At 67.8% G+C, this 19,178-nt stretch carries 11 protein-coding genes; 4 read left to right on the plus strand and 7 right to left on the minus strand.

Features of this window, described 5'->3' with window-relative positions:
• Positions 1 to 10 precede the first annotated feature (10 nt).
• Both SP5_RS00720 and SP5_RS00725 read right to left on the minus strand, forming a co-directional pair.
• Positions 11 to 1,558 (minus strand): tryptophan halogenase family protein, encoded by a 1,548-nt coding sequence (locus SP5_RS00720; protein ID WP_042482657.1) that lies wholly within the window; start codon positions 1,556 to 1,558, stop codon positions 11 to 13.
• A gap of 68 nt (positions 1,559 to 1,626) precedes the next feature.
• On the minus strand, positions 1,627 to 4,599 hold the full coding sequence (locus tag SP5_RS00725; RefSeq protein WP_042482659.1) for a TonB-dependent receptor: 2,973 nt from the start codon (positions 4,597 to 4,599) through the stop codon (positions 1,627 to 1,629).
• A 221-nt stretch (positions 4,600 to 4,820) separates the two neighbouring features.
• Between SP5_RS00725 and SP5_RS00730 the strand changes: the two genes are divergently transcribed.
• Positions 4,821 to 5,528: a SapC family protein gene (locus SP5_RS00730; RefSeq protein WP_245613353.1), complete on the plus strand. Its 708-nt coding sequence runs from the start codon at positions 4,821 to 4,823 to the stop codon at positions 5,526 to 5,528.
• Positions 5,525 to 6,529 carry a cupin-like domain-containing protein gene (locus SP5_RS00735; protein ID WP_042482664.1) on the plus strand — a complete coding sequence of 335 codons (1,005 nt, stop codon included), beginning with the start codon at positions 5,525 to 5,527 and terminating at the stop codon, positions 6,527 to 6,529. Before SP5_RS00730 ends, SP5_RS00735 begins: the two co-directional genes overlap by 4 nt.
• On the opposite strand, the gene SP5_RS00740 is transcribed toward SP5_RS00735, so the two are convergent.
• The gene (locus SP5_RS00740; protein WP_084220508.1) at positions 6,526 to 8,988 is read right to left on the minus strand and encodes a glycosyl hydrolase 115 family protein; all 2,463 of its coding nucleotides are present in this window, start codon (positions 8,986 to 8,988) and stop codon (positions 6,526 to 6,528) included. The genes SP5_RS00735 and SP5_RS00740 overlap by 4 nt on opposite strands.
• 109 nt (positions 8,989 to 9,097) lie before the next feature.
• On the opposite strand from SP5_RS00740, the gene SP5_RS00745 reads away from it, so the two are divergent.
• Positions 9,098 to 10,342, plus strand: a complete 1,245-nt coding sequence (locus SP5_RS00745; protein WP_245613354.1) for an SGNH/GDSL hydrolase family protein — start codon at positions 9,098 to 9,100, stop codon at positions 10,340 to 10,342.
• Here the strand turns inward: SP5_RS00745 and SP5_RS00750 are convergent, their stop codons facing one another.
• From SP5_RS00750 to SP5_RS00765, 4 genes are all read right to left on the minus strand, one after another.
• Positions 10,343 to 12,745 (minus strand): TonB-dependent receptor, encoded by a 2,403-nt coding sequence (locus SP5_RS00750; protein ID WP_369386062.1) that lies wholly within the window; start codon positions 12,743 to 12,745, stop codon positions 10,343 to 10,345.
• Positions 12,742 to 13,683: a FecR family protein gene (locus tag SP5_RS00755; protein ID WP_042482674.1), complete on the minus strand. Its 942-nt coding sequence runs from the start codon at positions 13,681 to 13,683 to the stop codon at positions 12,742 to 12,744. Before SP5_RS00755 ends, SP5_RS00750 begins: the two co-directional genes overlap by 4 nt.
• Positions 13,680 to 14,174, minus strand: a complete 495-nt coding sequence (locus SP5_RS00760) for an RNA polymerase sigma factor (RefSeq protein ID WP_042482677.1) — start codon at positions 14,172 to 14,174, stop codon at positions 13,680 to 13,682. The genes SP5_RS00755 and SP5_RS00760 overlap by 4 nt, the downstream gene beginning before the upstream one ends.
• A gap of 140 nt (positions 14,175 to 14,314) precedes the next feature.
• Positions 14,315 to 17,464: an autotransporter outer membrane beta-barrel domain-containing protein gene (locus tag SP5_RS00765; RefSeq protein WP_042482679.1), complete on the minus strand. Its 3,150-nt coding sequence runs from the start codon at positions 17,462 to 17,464 to the stop codon at positions 14,315 to 14,317.
• 277 nt (positions 17,465 to 17,741) lie between these two features.
• Here SP5_RS00765 and mgtE point away from each other — a divergent pair, with 277 nt between their 5' ends.
• Positions 17,742 to 19,100, plus strand: coding sequence for a magnesium transporter (mgtE, locus tag SP5_RS00770; protein ID WP_042482682.1), 1,359 nt, complete (start codon positions 17,742 to 17,744; stop codon positions 19,098 to 19,100).
• Positions 19,101 to 19,178: the final 78 nt, after the last annotated feature.

Raw genomic sequence — 19,178 nt, forward strand, 5'->3', positions numbered from 1 at the left:
CTCTAACCTCTCAGATCGTCGGCAAGCCCCGCTCCACGATCTTGCGGATCAAGTCGCGGTGCTTCGGCAGGCCCGCCAGCAATCGCCCGGTCTGCACGTCATTCTCCCGCCGCGCCCGCTCGGCGGCGACGGTCTCGGCGATCAGGCTGCCCGGCGCAATGTCGGTGCGCTGGCCCATGCCGTACAGGACATATTGATAGCTGGCCGAGGGAAACACCTCTTCCACCCGGTCGAATTCGTCATGCATCCACGGCGCTTGATAGCGCCAGAGCTCCATCAATTCCTGCAACCGATCCGGCATCGTCTCGGGGCGGCAATTGTCCCGCCAGAAGTCGCTGTCGGTCCGCTTCGTCAGCGAATAATGCAGCTTGAGGAAATCGACGATCCGGCCCCAGCGGTACAAGGTCGTGTCGTTGAAACGCTTGGCGACGGTATCCATCACCTCGCGACAGGCGGGCATCTGCTCGGCGATCAGCTTGGCGGACAGCTCGATCAGCACGATGGCCGACGCCTCCAGCGGTTCCAGGAACCCTGCCGCCAGCCCGACGCCGACGCAATTGCGTTCCCAGAAACGGGTGCGATGCCCCGCCCGGATCTTCAACTCGCGCACGGGCAGGTCACGCCCCGCCTCGCCCAGATAGGCGCGCAACTCACGCTCGGCGTCGTCGCGGTCGATATGGCTGCTGGAAAAGACATGGCCCACGCCGCGCCGGGTCGGCAGGCCGATATCCCAGATCCAGCCCGAAGACTGCGCCGTCGAGATGGTGTGCGAGGCGATCGGTGCCTCGGGATCGTCATAGGGCACCTGTATGGCGAGCGCGGTGTCGCAGAACAGCACGTCGTTCAGCGGCTGGAACGGCACTCCCATCGCCTCGCCCAGCAACAGCGAGCGAAAGCCAGTACAGTCGACGAACAGGTCACCTGTCACCTCACCCGCCTGCGCCGTCCGAACGCTGCGAATGTCGCCGCTTTCGGTCAGCAGGACCTCCTCGACATCGGCCAGCACATGCCGCACGCCCAGTTGCTCGCAGCAATGGCGGCGCAGGAAGTCGGCGAATTTGCCCGCGTCGAGGTGATAGGCATAATTGGCGATCGCCTCGTATTCGGGCGTCGCGATCGTCTTCGGGGCCAGCCCCGCGTCGCAGATCCGGCCCTGCGGCGTCACCGCGTCGCAGAAGCTGACCGCGTCATCGTCCACCATCAGCCAGTGCGGCGCCAAGTTCACCTGTGCAAAGCTCTGTGGCAGCATCAGCGGGTGGTAATAACCGTCGTCCGCCGCGCCAGTGGTCCAGCGATTGAACCGTGCGCCCTGTTTGAAGGACGCGTCACATTCGCGTAAGAAAGCCGTCTCCGACACGCCCATGCGCTTGAGGGTGGTGCGCAGCGTCGGCCACGTCCCCTCCCCCACGCCGATGATCGGCACATTGGGGGATTCGACTAGGGTGACGGTAAAGCCATGCGGCCGCCGCCCCTGATGCCGGGCGGCGATGACGCCCGCGGTCAGCCAACCGGCCGTACCGCCGCCGACGATCACGATGTTCTGAACGGGCTGAACCATGGATCAGTAGGTCCAAGAAGCGGCGGGGAAGTCAAGCCGATGCCTGCCATCCCCGCCATCGGCTATCATCAGAAGCGATAGCGCGCGCCGAGCGTGAAGCGACGGCCATAGTCGAACACGTCGAGCAGCTGGTTCTTGAACCGGCCATGCGTGCTCTGCTTGTTCTTGTTGATATTGAGCGCTTCACCGAAGATCGAGAAGTTCTTCGTGACGTCGTAGCTGCTGGTCAAATCGACCTGGAAGCTCTGGTTCACGAAGGTCGGCTCGGCGCCGTACGACCCGGTATTCTGGTTCTGGCCGAAGCCCGACAGATATTCGTCACGCCAGTTCAGCGCGGTACGGAACTGGAAGCCGTTCTTGTCATAGAAGCCGACGAAATTCGCCGAGTTCGCAAGGCCGGTCACCGCAAAACCGCTCTGCCCGACGATCTTCGGGTCATAGGGCTTGTTGGTGTTGACGAAGGTGCCGTTGGCCTGGAAGCCGAAGCCGCTGTCGCCGAACACCTGCTGCCACGCGATTTCGACACCACGGACCGTCGCATCGGGGCCGTTGACCTGCGCCGTGATGGCGAAGACCGCAGGGTTGCCCGTCGTCGGGTCGATCACGCCGCCCACCGTCTGGTTGGTTACGCCGCCAACGATGAAGTTGCTGACGTTCTTCAGGAACAGGTCGACCGCGATGTACGAGTTGCGCTGGTAATACCATTCCGCCGCCACGTCGAAATTGCTGGCGAGATAGGGCTTCAGGTTCGGATTGCCACCGCTGCCCGACAGGGCACCTACACGCTGGCCGTTGCCGATGCCGACGACCGGGTTCAGCAGGCTGAGGGCCGGACGGGTCAGCGTGCGCGACGCATCGAAACGCAACTGAAGCTTATCGGTCACTTCCAGTCGCAGATCGACCGAAGGCAGCACATAGGTGTAGCTGCTGCGGTTCGAAATCGGCTGGACGTCGGTAAAGGCGATCGACAGCAGCGTCGGATCGGCGGCACTGCGCGTGATGGCCGTGGGCGCACGACCCTGGCCGATCGACCGGAGACGCGTATTCTCGGTCCGCACGCCAAAGGCGGCGTGCAGCGGCATGTTGCCGATCTGACCTTCCATCTTGCCGCTGAAGAACAGCGACAGGGTCTTTTCGTTGACCGACAGGATGCTGCCCGGATCGACCGCTTCGGTGAACTGCCCGGTGAAGCCGTTCACGCCACCGTTATAGTTGAAGCCGGGGACGTTCTGCGCCTGCGGACTGCCCAGGCTGGTCAGATAGTTCTGATAGGCCTGCGGGCTGTAGATCAGGACCGAGGGCGGCAGCGTGCCGCCAAAGCCCGGAATGAAGTTGTTGAGGCTGATCGATCCCTGATACAGGCTCGAGGGCAGCGGCGATACGCCCGAACCCTGGCCCGACGGTGCGCCATAACCGGCATAGGCCTGCCAGAAATTGTTGGTGAAAGTGCTGCGGTTCAGCAGGTTGAACGTGTCGTCGGTATACTGACCACCCGCCTTGAGGGTGATATTGTCGTCTTTCCACGTCACGACGCCACGGAATTGCTTCAGCTCGTCGGTGTTCTTCTGGGTTTGCAGGACGGTGACGTGCGACCCGATCGCCGTCGGATCGGCCCAACGGCCACCGTTACCGGCGGGGCCGAAATTGCTGATCGACGGGAACGCCTTGTTGCTGTCGGCGGTGATATTGAAGCCGAGGTTGGTGCCGAGCGCGCCGCCATAACCGATGTCGCCGTTGCTGCTGCCGATGGTGTTGCCGGGGTTCAGCCAGCTCTTGGCATAGGCCCCGTCCGCCTCGACGGTCAGCTTGTCGGTGACGTCCCACTTGACGTTCAGACCCGTCTGGTTGGTCTGAAGGATCTGCTTGTTCATCGCCGCGGTGAAGTCGGTCGGCGAACCGGCCTGGGTAAAGCTGACCGCCGTGCCGTTGGCGTCCTGCTTGACGTTGCGCAGCGACTCCTGGCTGAACCACACGCCGAAGCCGTAAATGTCCGTCGAGATGGTCTGACGCGAGAAGTTGTTGTCCAGCGTGACCATCAGGCCATCGGACGGATGCCATTGCAGCGCCACGCGGCCGTCGACGCGCTCGTCCTGGGTCCGCTGCTGTTCCGCGCCATATTGCTGCGGGAACCAGCCGGTCAGGGTGCGGCGGTCGCTGGCGGCGGCGGTGGCGCTGGTGGTCGGGTTGCAGGTCGCAGCCGTGCTGCCGGTCAGCTGGCAAGGCGCGAAGTTACCGCCCGGCCAACCCGACACATAGACGCGGTTGGTATCGGTATCACGCCGGGTATAGATAAAGCTCGACAGGATACCCAATGTATCATCGGCAAAGGTATCGCTGACCAGCGCGCCGAGCGTCGGCACGACATGGCCCGCCCGGTCCTGAAGCGAACCCGAGGCGCTGACCGCGGCGCGGAAGCCGGGATGATCGAACGGCTTGGGGAACTGGATGTCGACGGTCGCACCGATCGAGCTGGACGCGAGCGTCACGTCGGGCGTCTTCAGGACGCTGATCCCGCCGATAAAGTCCGAGCCGACGGTGCTGAAGTCGATCTGGCGACCGCCGGTCGCGGTCGAGATGCGGCGGCCGTCATACAGCGTGGTGTTGAAGTCGCCGCCAAAGCCGCGAACGGTGATGCCGGTCGGCTCGCCGCGTGCGCCCGAGCGTTGGATCGAGACGCCGGGCAGCCGCTGGAGCGAGGCCGCGACGTTCGAATCGGGAAATTTGCCAATATCTTCGGCCGAGATCGCATCGACGACACCGGTCGCGGTACGCTTGATATCGAGGTTGCGCTGCAAGGAGCTGCGCAGTCCGGTGACGACGATGTCGGCGGTCGTCGCCTCGCCGGACGGAGACGGACTGTTATCCGCTTCGCTGGGGGCAGTGGCCTGGTCCTGCGGGGTTCCGGCCTGCTGGGCGGTGGTTGCTGTCTGGGCAAAGGCCGTTCCCGGCGACACCATGGCGAGGGCCATGAGTGGCGAGACGCCTGCCATCAAGGTCCGGCGCGAAACGAATGCGGCCACAAAAGCTGCGCGAGCCACCATCTTCCCCTCTCCTACATTTATCATATTCATGCGCGATCGACGTTCTTGCGCCGTACCGCCCATTCGATGAATTGATGTTAGCGTTATAATAGATGCTCTACAAGCCATTTGTCAGAGCGGACGCGAACGGCTATCCCAAGGCTTGACGGCAGGCGCATGGGGCGGACACAGTCCCGGCCTGACCGCTCCGTTTCGCATCCGCCGCGACGGGGCCAGAGGGGATGAAGGGATCGACCGGCATGGCCGAAATGGAATTGCTCGACAGCGCGCGTCATGCGGCCCTGCGCGTCTCCGCCGCCCCCGATGCGGGGCGGCACTTCGTCCAGCTGGTCGCCGACGAATTTCTGCCCGCCGCGCTGCATTACCCGATCCTGATGGCCCGCCATCCCGAGACCGGCGATCTGTATCCCGGCGCATTGATGGGGCTGGTGCCGGATGAAAATCTCTGTCTCGCCCCGGACGGCACGCTGGCGGAGTATAGACCCGCCGATCTGGAGCGGCAGGGCTTCTACGTCTCGGGCGAGAATATCGCGATCGACGTGCATCATCCTGCGCTGACCCAGCTGGGCGGCGCGGCCGTGTTCGACCAGGACGGCGGCCCGGCCCCTGCGCTTCGCCGGGTCCAGGCGGCGTTGCGGCGGCTGCATGTCGGCTTGCCGGAGACCGAGCAGTTCCTGCGGCGGCTGGAGGAGAACAGGCTGGTCGAGCCGATCGACCTGAACTTCCAGTTCGACAATGGCGAAAGCCTGCGGCTCGACTCGCTCTACACGATCAGCCTGGATGCGGTTCACGCGCTTCCCGACGAGGTCGCCCTGACGTTGTTCCGGTCGGGCGACCTCCAGCTCATCTATGCGATCACCGGATCGGTCCGGCATATCCCGACGCTGGCCCGGCGGCGCAACGAGCGACTGAGCGGCCTCACCCGATGACCCAGGCGGCGGCCGAGATCGACCGTGCGGCACTGGACGGGCATGACGCCTTTCGGCGGCTGGTCGTCGAGCCGTGCCGCCCGGTCGTCATTCACGGCGCGGCGTCGGACTGGCCGCTGGCCAAAGTCGCAAAGGCAGGCGGTGACGCCCTGACCTCCTATCTCGCGCGCTTCGATGCGGGTCGGCAGGTCGAGGCGTTCGTCGGCGATGCGGCGATCAGCGGCCGCTACGATTATAATGACGACCTGTCGGGCTTCAATTTCCGGCGACAGGCGATGCCGCTGGGCGAGGCGGTGGGGCGCATCGCCGCGGGAAGCGACAACGAGACGCTTTATGTCGGCTCCCTGCCGATCACCAACACCCTGCCCGGTCTGGCCGAGGACAACCGCCTGCCCTTCGCGCCGCCGGGTGTGTCGCCGCTGATCTGGATCGGCCACGCGTCGACCGTCGCCTGCCATTACGACATGATGGACAATATCGCCTGCGTGGTGGCCGGGCGGCGGACCTTCACCTTGTACCCCCCCGACGCGATCGGCGACCTCTATGTCGGCCCCATCGACCATACGATGGCGGGTCAGCCCGTCGCCCTCGCCGCCGGCGCCGAACCCGGCGATCCGCGCTATCCCCGGTTCGAGCAGGCGCGCGACCGGGCGATCACCATCGAGCTGGGGCCGGGCGATGCGCTCTACATGCCCAAGCTCTGGTGGCACCGGGTCGAGGCGACGGGCACGCTCAACATCCTGGTCAATTACTGGTGGGACGCCTTCCCGGTCGCGCCGGACCAGCCCTTCCCGACGATGCTCCTCGCGATGAGCGCGATCGTGGGCCGACCGCCCGCCGAGCGAGCCGCGTGGCGGGCCTGGTTCGACCATTATGTCTTCCGCCCCGACGGCCACCCGCTCGCCCATCTGCCCGAGGATCGCCACGGAGTTCTAAGTGACGGTCCGGACCATGCCAAGATGGTCCGGGCGCACGCGATGCGGATGCTCCGAGCAGGTTAGCGCGGGCTGAGCGTCACTCCCTCGACCACCACTTCGGGATCGACCAGCCATAGGGTGACGCGGTGCTTGCCTGCGGACAAAGCGGGCAGCACGGTCGAGGCGACGCGCCGGTTCTCGATCACCGACCGGCCCCAGCTATCTTCGGTCTCGGCCGCCATCAGGTTCAGGACGACCGGCGCGCCATCATCGACGGAAACCGCTACCCGGTGCTTGCCGCCGCCGCGCACGTCCAGGCCCGGTGCCGCGATCACGCCCAGCATCACCGGCCCGCCCTTTGTCCAGTTCACGTCATAAACGATATGCGGGCTGTCGCCGCCGGGCCGCTCGATAATGGGTGCGGTGGTCGGCGTCGCGACCATCGCCGCGCCTTCCGCAGTGAAGCCCGCCACACGCTGCCACTTGATGCCACGGCCGTCGACCGGCCGACCGGCATCGGCCGCTATCCTGACCAGAGGCTCCGGCGCGACCGACGGCAGCGGCAACGGCTTTTCGACCGTCGCCAGCGCAGGCAGCACATCGCGGTCGGGCTGCTGCCATCCGGTATAGCCGATATGGGTCTGGGCCATCATGCTGGTCCATTTGCCGTCCGCGGTATCGACCTCGTAGCGGCGACGGATCGCGGCATCCTGCGCGAAATAGCCGCGCGCCGCGTCCGCGAAGCGCTTCGCCTTGGCGGCATCCCCCATCTGCGCCGCCGCGCGATTGGCGGCGACCGCTTCGTACAGCCGGTGGAGATTGGTCATCGCCTCGATCCGGTGGAGCACCAGCTCGTAATAGGCATCACGCAAAGGAGCGGGCAGCGTCGCCTCGACCCGGCGGGCCTGCGCATCCAGAGCGTTCCATTCGCCCAGCACCCGCGCCCATTCGCCATCGGCATAACCATAGGTCGTCGCATCGATCAGTTCGGGCTTACGGCGACTGGCCAGCTGGCCATAGCGGGTCAGGAGCGCACCGATCTCGGCCCCATGCGCCGCGCCAAACTGCTCGCTGGCCCAGCGCGCGGGATAGGCCTGCATCGTGGCCAGATCCATGCGCTTCGGGTTCCAGGCCATGTCGAGGAAGAAGCTGATCGGATATTCCATCGGCTTCAGGTCGCCGACATTCACGATCCACAGACGATCCGCGCCATAGTCGTCCGCCATCCGCATCTGCTGCCAGACGCGCGGGATGGCGTTGGTATCCAGCCACTTATAGTTGCGCGGGCCGCCGACGTAGTCGAAGTGGTAATAGACACCCGCACCGCCCGCCCGGCGCTCCCCGATCGGCGGCAGGCGGCGGATATTGCCCCAATTGTCATCGGCGAACAGCAGGGTCACGTCGTCGGGGACGCGCATCCCCTTGTCGTAATAATCCTGCACCTCCTTGTAGAGCGCCCAGACCTGTGGCGTCTCGGCGGCCGGGCGCCTGGTCACGTCGGTGATGATCTGGCGCTGGTCGCGGACGATCCGCTCCAGCAGGTCGGTCGCGGTGCCCTCGGTCATCGGCTCGTCGCCGTCGCCGCGCATCCCGATGGTCACCGGGTCCTCGGCCGTGCCGCGCCGCTCGATCCCCTTGCGCCAGAAGGCCCGGAGGGTGGCGGCGTTCTTGGTATAGTCCCACGGCCCGCTGCCCTCGCGCTTCCAGTCGGCCTGGGCGCGCTGCATCGGTTCGTGATGCGAGGTGCCGAGCAGCACCCCCATTTCCTGCGCCAGCGGGGCGGAGGCGGGGTCGTCCTCCCATAGCGACTTGCCCCACATGGCGGGCCAGATGAAATTGGCCTTGGAACGGAGCAGCAGGTTGAACACCTTCTCATAGGCCAGGTGGTTGACCCCGCCGAACGTGGTGCGCGCCCAGTTGCCGAAGCCCGGTTCTTCATCGTTGATGAAGATGCCACGATATTTGACGGCCGGATGATCCGCGACGCGCCCTGCCGTCAGATAGAGGGTCGGGTGACGTTGCGCGGGTACATCGGCCCACCAGGTCCAGGGGCTGACCCCCGCCTTCGCGCTGATGTCGTACAGGCCGAAGATCGTACCGCGCCGATCCGATCCGGCGATGACCAGCGCGCGCGCCACGCCGGGCGCGGGGTTGTCGACCACCTGCTCGACATAGCCCTCCCACTGGCTGCCAAGGCCCGTGACGTCCAGCTTGCCCGCCTTTACCAGCGCATCGATCAGCGCGCTGTGGCCCAGCGTCCCGGCGATCACCGTCGCGCCGCCCGAAACCTCGCGGGCGAGCCGGACATCGCCGCCGCCGACCGCTTTCAGGTCGGCGGCCAGATCCCTCGCGGCCCGCGCGACGCCGGGCTCGTCACCCGCATCGATAACGACCGTCGCGACGCGCCCCGGCATCAGCAGCGACAGCGCACCCGCCGTCGCCCGCTCGCACGCCGCGACCGGTCCACGACAATCGGGCGCGGCCCAGGCGGCACCGGGGATCGGCGCCAGCAGCGCGGCCGACAAAAACAGGTGGCGCATCATATCTCTCCCGGCCCCGTCGTTCGACCGCGAGGCGTTCTTCGTTGGATTTCCCGTCCGTTATCGCTACCATCCGGGCAAGCCGCAAGCGCGGATCGACGAATGAGAGAGGATGCGGATGACGCCGTTCAGCCATTTCTACCGGGCCACAGGGCTGATCGCGGTCGCCATGGCGATGACGGCCGCCGCGCCGATGCAAAGCGCACGCTGGACCCACGCCTGGGGTTCGTCGCAGATGCGGATCGACGGCGCGAATGCCGAAAAGCTTGCCAAGGCCGGTCCCGCCACGATCCGCCAGATCATGCACCTGACTGCCAGCGGGAAGACGCTGCGGCTGCGGCTGTCCAACGTCGCGGGGACCACTCCACTGAAGATCGGCGCGGCGAGCATCGGGTTGGCGACGCCGGGCCGTTCGGACGTGCCCGCGATCCTGCCGGTGCGCTTCGACGGCGCGGCGGCCGTGATCGTGCCGCCGGGAGCCGAGCTCTATTCTGATCCCGTCACGCTGCCGGTCGAGGCGGGGCGCGACGTGGCGGTCAGCCTGTTCTTCCCCGAGGCCGTCACCACCCCGACCGGCCATTCGGGCGCGCGCTCGAAGACCTTTCTGATCGCGGGCGATGCCACCGAGCGGACCGCCCTGCCCGACGCGCAGGTGATCGGGGGCTGGTGGGGCCTGTCGGATATCGAGATACGCGACGCCGTTCAGAAACAGACGGTCGTGACGATCGGCGACTCGATCACCGATGGCTATGGCATCACCGACGACAGCAACACCCGCTGGCCCGACGATCTGGCACAGCGGCTGGCGGCCTCGCCCGCGACGCGGCATTTCTCAGTGGTCAATGCCGGGATCGGCGGCAACCGCGTGCTGCTCGACGGACTCGGCCCCAATCTGATGGCCCGCTTCGACCGCGACGTGATCGCCCGGCCGGGCGTCACCCATGTGGTCCTGCTGGAGGGCGTCAACGATCTGGGCGTCATGACTCGCGAACAGCCGGTCGATGCCGCCACGCATCAGGCGATGGTGCGCCGGATCACCCAGGCCTATCGCCAGCTGGCCGAGCGCGCGCACGCCCATGGCATCAAGCTGATCGTCGGGACGATCACGCCGTTCCAGGGCAATGACTATTATCACCCCGGCCCGGAAACCGAGGCCGACCGGCAGGCGATCAACCGCTTCATCCGCACGGCGGGCATTTTCGATGGCGTGGTCGATTTCGACCGGGTGGTGCGCGATCCGGCCAAGCCCGACCGGCTGCTCCCCGCTTATGATACGGGCGATCACCTGCACCCCAGCATGACCGGCTATCGCGCCATGGCCGACGCCATCCCCCTGTCGCTGTTCACGCGCCGTTGATCAGAAGGCGGCGTCCAGCCCGATCCGAAGCGTGCGCGGCCGCAGCGGCGTCACCTGATCGCGTCCCGTCGTAAAGGGCGTGCCCAGTGCGAAGCGGTTGCCGCGCACATCGGCCAGGTTGGTGATCCCCGCCGTCACGCCGTAGCGGCCCAGCCCCAGCCGCGCGGTGACGCCGCTGTCGAGATAGCTGCCCTGCTGCTCGCCCAGGATCGGCCCGACGCCCAGCCGCGACGATCCGACATAGCGCAGCCAGCCGTCGACGCGCAGGTCATGGCCGCTCGCCAGCGTCCGGCGATAGACCGCCCCCGCCCGCCCGGTGAAGCGCGCGATATTGGGGATCTGACTCAACCGCGCGAGGATCGTCGCCCGGTCGACGGCCATTCCGTCCATCAGCGCAAAGGCCTGCGCGCTCGACGGCTCGTCGATGCGGCTGTCATTGTAGGAAACTGCGCCCTCCACCCGCAGCCCCGGCGCGATACGGAAGCCCGCCAGCGCCTCGATCGTCCACAGCTGGCCGTCGCCGATATTGGCGGTGCTGGGCAGGCCGGCGGCGTCGATGAAGTCGGCCTGGATGTCGCGCCATGCCGTGTGCGCCAGCGTCAGCGATCCGTCGAAGCGGTCCCGCCCCGGCTGTCCGCTGCGCAGGCCCGCCTCGATGGTCGCGACCCGGTCGTTGCGGAAACGGCGCACCAGCGGCCCCTCGATCGTCAATCCGCCCGGCCGAAAACCCTGCTGATAGCGAAGGAACAGCTGCGCCCCCGGCGTCAGGTCGATCAGCGCCGAAGCGGAGGGCAGCAGGATCGTCTGCGCCCGCCGCGCCGTCACTTCGCGCAGCCGCGCCAGCGCCTGAAGCGATAGAGCGAGCGGCAGATCCTCTCCCTCCCCGTCAAGCACCGACCGGGTGACACGCAGGCCGCCGGTGGTCAGGAGGCCGGGCAGCAACCGCAGGCTCGCCTCGCCATAGAGTGTCGCCTCCTCCACCGTGTTGACGACGCCGGTGCGCGGCAGCAACTCTCCCAGCTCGCCGAACAAGCGGGTCAGGCGGGTGCGGTTGTGGACATAGCTGAACCCCGCCAACCAGCCCGATCCATCCGGCGCGGAGTACCAGGCACGGGTTTCATTGGCCTGCATCCGGGTCGCATTGGCCTGGGCGAACAGCTGGACGGGGCCACCCGGCGGCGTCGCGTCATAGCGCTCCATCAGGTCATGGGCGGTGATGCCGCTGCTGGAGCGGAAGCGCACCTGCCCCATCCGGCCGGACAGGATCAGCTGCGCCTGCCCGAAATTGGCGGAAAATCCTTCGGTGACGGGGGCGGAGCGGGTCAGCGGCGGGCCGTCGCGATCGGCATATTGGCTGTCGGCGCCGCGGATATGCTGGCCGATCCCGACCGCCTCGATGCTCCAGCCGCCGCCCAGATCGGCCTTTACCGCCGCGCGACCGCCCGCAATCCGGGTGCGGTTGACGTCGGTGCGACCGAGCAGCGGCTTGTCGATATAGCCGCCCTCGCTCGCGCTGTCGGCGACCAGGCGAATCGCCAGCCGGTCGGCGATGACGGGCAGGTTCAGCACCGCCTGCGCATCCGCCCCCGGCGCACCGTTGGTGGTGGCCGAGCCACCGAGCATTGCCGAACCCCCGAACCGCGTCGGATCGGGCGCATTGGGCACCAGGCGGATCAAGCCGCCCAGCGATCCCGCACCGTAAAGCGTGCCCTGCGGCCCTTCCAGCACCTCGACCGCCGCCAGATCGGCCAGCCGCAGGTCGGGATCGGGGGCATTGTAGCTGAGGCGCAGGTCGCCGAAATATTGCCCCACCGTCGCCTGGGTCGGGCCGGTGAAGCTGGAATCGGCAATGCCCCGAATGAACAGCTTGTTGCGCCCCGCCCCCAGATAGGTGGAGGCGATGGCGGTCATCCGGTCGGCCAGCTTCGATGTGCCGCCCGCCCCGCCCAATTCCAGATCGGCCCCGGCCACCTGCACCACCTGCCCTGCGAAGTGATCGCGGGTCGTGTCGCGCTTGCTGGCGGTGACGACGACATCCTCGCCCTGTACATCCGCTGGCGGCCGGGGCCGGGGACGCGGCCCTGGCTTGGGTGCGGGCGAATGAAGGCGGGGCCTCAGTCGCCAGCTACCCGGCCCCAGCGCCTCGACCCGTGCGCCGCTGCCCCGTGCGATGACGGCGAGCGCCTGCTCGACCGAAAAGGCCCCGCGCAGGGAAGGCACCGGGCGACGCCACAACCCGGCATCGGGCACCACGATATTGGCACGCGCCGCGCGGCCGAGCGCCATCACCTGCGCCCCCACGGTTCCGGCAGGCAGGTCGAGCGAAACGCGATCGGCGGCGCTCGCGGGCATCGCCGCCGCCATCGCCACCAGACCGCCGATCCCGCCCCCGATGGATCTCACTCGCGCGGTTCCAGCGTCCAGCCGGTCGCCGCCCGCCGCACCCTCACATCCATCAGCGGCCCCAGCACCGCCGGATCGCGCCGGACCGCTTCCAGGTCGATCGTCCCCCGGAAAGGCCGCGCGGCGATGGCGGGCGCGACCGTCACCGGCTGGGCCAGGAAGCGCGACACATCCTCCGCCACCATGCCCAGCGGCGCGCCGTCAAAGGCCAGCCTGCCCTCGCGCCAGCCGCCGACCTCATCGGGCGGCACGCTCGAGCGGACCAGATGGTCGCCATCGACCGTCACCGCCTGTCCGGCATCGAGGCGGAGCGCCGCTCCCTTGGGGTCGACCATCACCGCCCCCTGGGCCACGGCGACACGGGTCTGCCGACCCATGCGAACATCGAAGACCGTGCCCAGATCGACCAGGGCCAGCGTCCCGGCCTGGACCGCGAAGGGGTGCTGCGCATCGTGCCGCACCTGGAACAGCGCCTGCCCATGCGCCAGCACCGCGCGGCGTGGTTCGGCACGGTCCAGCTCGACCCGGCTCAGCCCCGCCAGGGTGACGCTGCTGCCGTCGGACAGTGGGACGCGGCGGGTTTCCCCGGCAGCCGTCTCGACCGCATAAGGCTGGGACCGATCCTGCCAGGCGGTCACGCCGATCGCACCGACCAGGGCCGCCGCCATGGCCCCGCCGACCCAGCGCCGTGGATGCCGCCGCACAGGCTCCCGCTCGACGACGACGGGCGCCGCGACATCGGGTTGCGCCGCCAGCGCTTCCGCGGCGTCCAACAGGGTCGCGGCCGCACGGTCGTAGCGCTCGGCATGACCGGGATCGGCCTCCAGCCAGTCGGTAAAGGCGTCCCAGTCGGCGCGGGCCGGATCGGCCATGCGCAGCGCCCAGTCGAGCGCGACCGTATCGACGCTATTCGTGGGCAAAGTGCGGTCCTGGCTCATCCGATCCGTTCCTTCAGTGCGGCCAGCGCATGGGCCGCCATACGGAGATCGCTTTCGATAGTGCTGATGCTGACACCCAGCTCGGCCGCCACCTGACGCTGGGGGATACCGTCGACCCGGACGCGGCGAAAGACGGTGGCCGGTCGATCACCCAAAGCCGCCAGCGTGGCAGCGACCTGTTCGGCGGTCTGGCGCGCCGCCACTGCGCGTTCGGCACCGGGGGGCGGCTCGGCACCCTCCCCTTCCGCCCAATCCCGCTCGCGCAGCTCGGCCTGTCGCCGCGACCGATAGCGGTCGATCATCAACATGTCGGCCGCACGGTAGAGATAGGCCAGCGGATTGCCGATCGGCCCGTCCATCCGGCCCGCCACCTTCAGCCACAGGTCCTGCACCAGATCCTCCGCCACATCGCCCGCCCCGCGCGCCGTCAGGAAACGGACGAGCTTGTCGCGATTGGCAAGGAAAACGGCCTCAAGCCCGGTGGGCGGCATGGTGGAAACCGGCAAAATCAAATGGGAGTGCCGCCGTGTAGACCAAGCAGGCTCCCGTGAAAAGGAGCCCCACCGGGACGCATGGTGGGGCTCCTGCCGTCCGCGCGCGCTACAGGGGGGATGCACGCGGACGAACCTTGTCAGAAGGCGAATTGCAGGGCGGCGCGCGCCGACAGCGCGACATTGCCCAGCCGCTGTTCGGCGTTCACCTCGCCGCTCAGGCGGATCTCGCTGGTGCCGGTGATCGCACGCACCCGCCCGACCCAGCCGCCGCTGCGGGCCTCGGGATCGAGGATGAAGGGCGTGCCGTCGCCGAAGCTGGCGACCGTACGGCCCAGGGTCCCGGCGATCCGCTCACGCCGACCGCCCTCGACCTCCAACCGGCTCCACTGCGAATAGCGGTCATTGCCCCCGAAGTTGATGCCCGCCGCGACGCTGGCGGTCAGCGCGAGTTCGTCGCTGGTCCGCTTGCGCACCGTCAGGTCATAGCCGGTGCCGCCGCCCGTCTCGCGATAAGCATCCTCGTTCAGCCGGTAATAGTCGACCGCCAGGATGGGCCGCACGTTGAACTGGCCGACCCAATGCTCCCACGACACCGAGCCGGAACCGGAATAGAGCATGCCCTTCCAGTCGGCGGTGGCGCGGCGCTGTACCGCCTCGGTTCCGACCACACCGTCGAACTGGCGCTGCGAATCGAAGGACAGGAACGCCGCCGAGCCGCGCGCCTGCGCCGCCAGCGCACCCCAGCGGGCGCGCCAGAAACCGGCCAGCTCATATTGGCTGTGGTTGACGCGGTTGACCGCGGTCCCCTCATTGTCGCGCCCATTCATATACGAGAGCGAGGCACCGAAATTGCCCGCATCGGTCTTGCGCTCGATCCCGCCGCTGATGCCCCAGCCACGCACGTCATAGCTGCGGGTCGAGCGTGTGCGCTTGGATGCGTCCCAGCCGAGCGGGGTCAGCCAGTATCCCCATTTGCCTTCCTCGCTGAACTCGCCCGCCGGTTCGCGAAGCTGCGCCGCCGCCGCGCGCGAGGCCAGCGTCACGCCCTCGAACACGCTGCCGGTATAGTTGGGCAGCATCTGTTCGACGGCGCCCCGGAAGGCCGCGCCGTCATAGATACCCCGGATCGCGTCGGACAGCTTGGCGTCGCGGCCGATCGCGGCGTCGATCGCGTCGAAGGCGCTGACGCCCGCGTTGTTGAGGCCGAGTTCGGTCTTGGCCTTGCGGCTGACCTCGACCGCGATCTCGTTGGGCTGTGCCGCGACGATCGCGCCCTTGTAGAGGAAGGGCATGGCCGAGGGGGCGAGCGTCAGGTTGTTCGCGCCGGTCAGCGTGCCGGACCGCAGCACGACATAGCGGCCGGTCACGTCGGTCCCGCCCGACACGCGCAGCGCCAGCTGGCTGTTCGCGCCGATCGTCGTCGCCCCGCCGACCTGGATCAGGTTGGCGGTCGGGTTCGCCTTGTCGAGCGCGACGCTGAGGATCGACTGATTCCCCAGGCTGAGCGAGGCGATGTTGGTCACGCCGTTCGCCGCGAAGGTGCCACCACCATTCGCGACCGTCACCGCGACATGCGACGCGTTGGCAACACGCCCGGCAAAGACGCCCTTGCCGGTGATCGCCAGCAGGTCCTGCCCCTGCCCTGCGAAATCCGCCACACCGTTGAAGCGCGCGGTATCGCCGATTGTCAGCGTGTCTGCCCCGGCGCCGAAAGTCGCGGTGCCCGCATAGGTGCCGGTGCCGCTCATCTCCAGCCGGTTGGTGCCGGTGCCGAAGCTGACATCGCCGCTGACCGAGCCCGCGCCGATCTGAAGCCGGTCGTCACCGCTGCCGAAGCGGATCGCGCCGGTGATGCTGGGTGCGGCGGCTCCAGCGGCGGGAGCGATCTGGCGCACGACCGCGCCGCTGGTGTTCGCCGACAGGTCGATGGCGACACTGCGCGAACTGTCGGCGCCCGCGCCTGCGATGGTGCCCGCATTCTCGACCAGCGTCAGGCCGCCGGTGCGGTCGAGGATCGCGGTGGCGTTGGCCGAGGCGGACGCCGCCCGGATCGATCCGGTGTTGCGGATGGTCGGAACCGATGCCCCCGCCTCGATCAGGACGGCGGTGGTCAGCACGCCCGGCGTGCCGCCGCCGGTCGCCGAGATGGTACCGCCGTTGCGCAGCTCGGGCGTCGAGGCCCCCGCGGCAAAGCGGATCGCGGTCGCCTCCGCGCCATTGGCGGTCGCCTGCACCGTGCCGCCGATCGCGACGCCCTGCGCGATCTGGACATTGCCGCCCAGCCCGCCGATCGCCAGCGCGGTCGATCGCACCCCGCTATAGACCCCGGCCGAGGTGATGCGGCCATTGACGACCAGCCCGGGTGCGGGCGTCGTGCCACCGGTCGCGCCGATCACGACCGCGCGGGTCGCCGATCCGATCTGCATCGTCGGCGCCGCACCGTTGGTGACGAGGTCCGCCGCCTTGCCGGTCGCATTGCCCAGCGTGATGCCGCCCGCGACATTGCCGCCCACGACCAGCGCCGACCCGCCCTGGAGCAGATCGTCGGGGTCGAGCTTCGATACATCGGCCGGAGGCGTCGTATAGCGGTAGCCGGTCGAACCGATCCCGCCCTCGATATTCAGCGCGCCGCCGATATCGCCATCGATCCGCGCACCAACCGCGCCTTCACCGATCGCCACGATCGAGCCGCCGATGGTGACATTGCCCGACACCGCGCCCGTGCGCATGCCGACCGAGCGATCGCCCAGTATGTTGATCTTGCCCGACTGGACCAGATTGCCGGTCAGCGGCCCGTTCAGATAGATCGCGGCCGAGTCGTTACCCTTGATGGTGATCTCACCGCCATTGGTGATATTCCCGACAAAGGCCCCCGCCGTACGGATGCCCGTCCGCCGCGCCCCTTGCGCAAAGGGACCATCCAGATCGCCATCCTTGTCGATGTCGACCGGGACGTAGTTCTCATCGATGATGATCTTGCCGGTGTTCGTGATCTCGCCCTTCACGCCCGCCGCCGCACCGATACCGACCGCATCATTGGCGCCGGTCGTCTGGATCGTCCCGGCGTTGCTCAGCTTGTTGTTGCTGTCGAGCGTGACGGCGGTGCCGCTGCCGGTCGTCACCACGCTGCCCGCGGCAACGATGCTGACGTCGGCGGCGGCACCGTTGTTGACGGTGGCGCTACGAACCGGCGTGGTCCGCTTGGAGTCGATCACGGTCTGGGCCGAGGCGGCCGTCCCCGCCGCCAGTGCGAGGGTGGCGGTCGAGGCGAAGAGCAGGCGATGCACGGATAAGGTCCCCTTTATGTGCCTTTGCCCTTCCAGACGGAGCCGCGCGGCCGAAACCTTGGTGCCCGGATTAAAATTTCGTCACGTCGCGCGCGGGTGTTGACGATTGCAGCGCGCAGGATCAGAGGGCGGCTCAGGCGTGGGAGCCCCCACGCCGTTCCAGAAAGCGAGAACATGTCCAGCGACAGTTCCAGTAGCGCCGCACGCCTCGGGGTCGTCCGCTAGTTTTCGTAACTGGCTTTCGTCCGCCCCGGGTCGTGCGGACGAAAGGTTTGAAATGGTCAACGATCTGATTGCCGGTGTCGCCGCCGGTTTCCGTTCCTCCCGGCGTGGCCTGTCCATCGCCGATCTCGTCGATACGCTGCAGTCGCTTTCCGTCGAGGAAGCGGCCGATGCGCTGACGCAAATGCCCGACGCGCGTGCCGTCGCGGTGCTCGACAGCCCGGAACTGCGCTCGGCCGCCGATATCCTGGCGCATCTGACCCCGGCGCGCGCCGCCGCCCTACTGTCGCAAATGGCCGAGGATCGCGCCGCCGACGTGCTGACCGACATGGACGAGGATGACGCCCTCGCGATCCGTGCCGAGTTGCCCGCACCCGTCCTCGCCTCGATCGACACGCTGCTGCACTGGCCACCCGACAGCGCGGGCGGCATGATGACGACCGAATATGTCGCCTCTTCCGCCGACGCGACCGTCGCCGACGTGCTGGCGCATATCCGCACGGTCGAGCGCAGCCGCGAGACCGTCTATTCGGTTTTCCTGCTGGAGCCGCAGGGACGGCTGGTCGCCACCGTCTCGCTGCGCCAGCTGATCGCCGCCGAGCCGACATCGCGTGCGATCGACCTGGCGCGCGGGCACGATCCGATCACCGTCGCCCCGAGCACCGACCGGGAGGAGGTCGCGCATCTGATCCGCCGCCACGACCTGCTGGCGCTGCCCGTGGTCGACGAACAGGGCCGCCCGATGGGGATCGTCACTGTCGACGACGTGCTGGACGCGCTGGTCGCCGCGCATACCGAGGACACGCAGAAGTTCGGCGGCGTCGAGGCGCTGGACGGCCCCTATCTGGAAACCGGCTTCCTCGCGATGATCCGCAAGCGGGCCGGGTGGCTGAGCATCCTGTTCTTCTCGGAAATGCTCACCGCCAGCGCGATGCAGCATTTCGAGAGCGAGCTGGAGCGCGCGGTCGTGCTGACCCTGTTCATCCCGCTCATCATGAGCTCGGGCGGCAATAGCGGCAGCCAGGCGACCTCGCTGATCATCCGGGCGCTGGCGCTGGGGCAGGTCCGCCTGCGCGACTGGTGGCGGGTGGCGCTGCGTGAACTTCCGGCGGGCATGACTCTGGGGGCAATCCTGGGGCTGCTGGGCATGGCGCGGATCGCGCTGTGGCAAACCCTGGGTTTCTACGACTATGGGCCGCATTGGGTGCTGGTGGCGACCACGGTCGGCACCGGGCTGGTCGGCATCGTGACCTTCGGCTCGCTGGCCGGATCGATGCTGCCCTTCCTGCTGCAACGCCTGGGCTTCGATCCCGCCAGCGCCTCGGCGCCGTTCGTGGCAACGCTGGTCGATGTGACCGGGCTGGTGATCTATTTCAGCATCGCGCTCGCCATCCTGTCGGGGACGCTCCTGTAATTCCTCCCCGATACGGGGAGGTGGCAGCACACAGCGCTGACGGAGGGGGGCTTCCTCATTAGACAGTCCTCGCGGCGA

Source organism: Sphingomonas parapaucimobilis NBRC 15100 (assembly GCF_000787715.1).
Classification (GTDB): domain Bacteria; phylum Pseudomonadota; class Alphaproteobacteria; order Sphingomonadales; family Sphingomonadaceae; genus Sphingomonas; species Sphingomonas parapaucimobilis.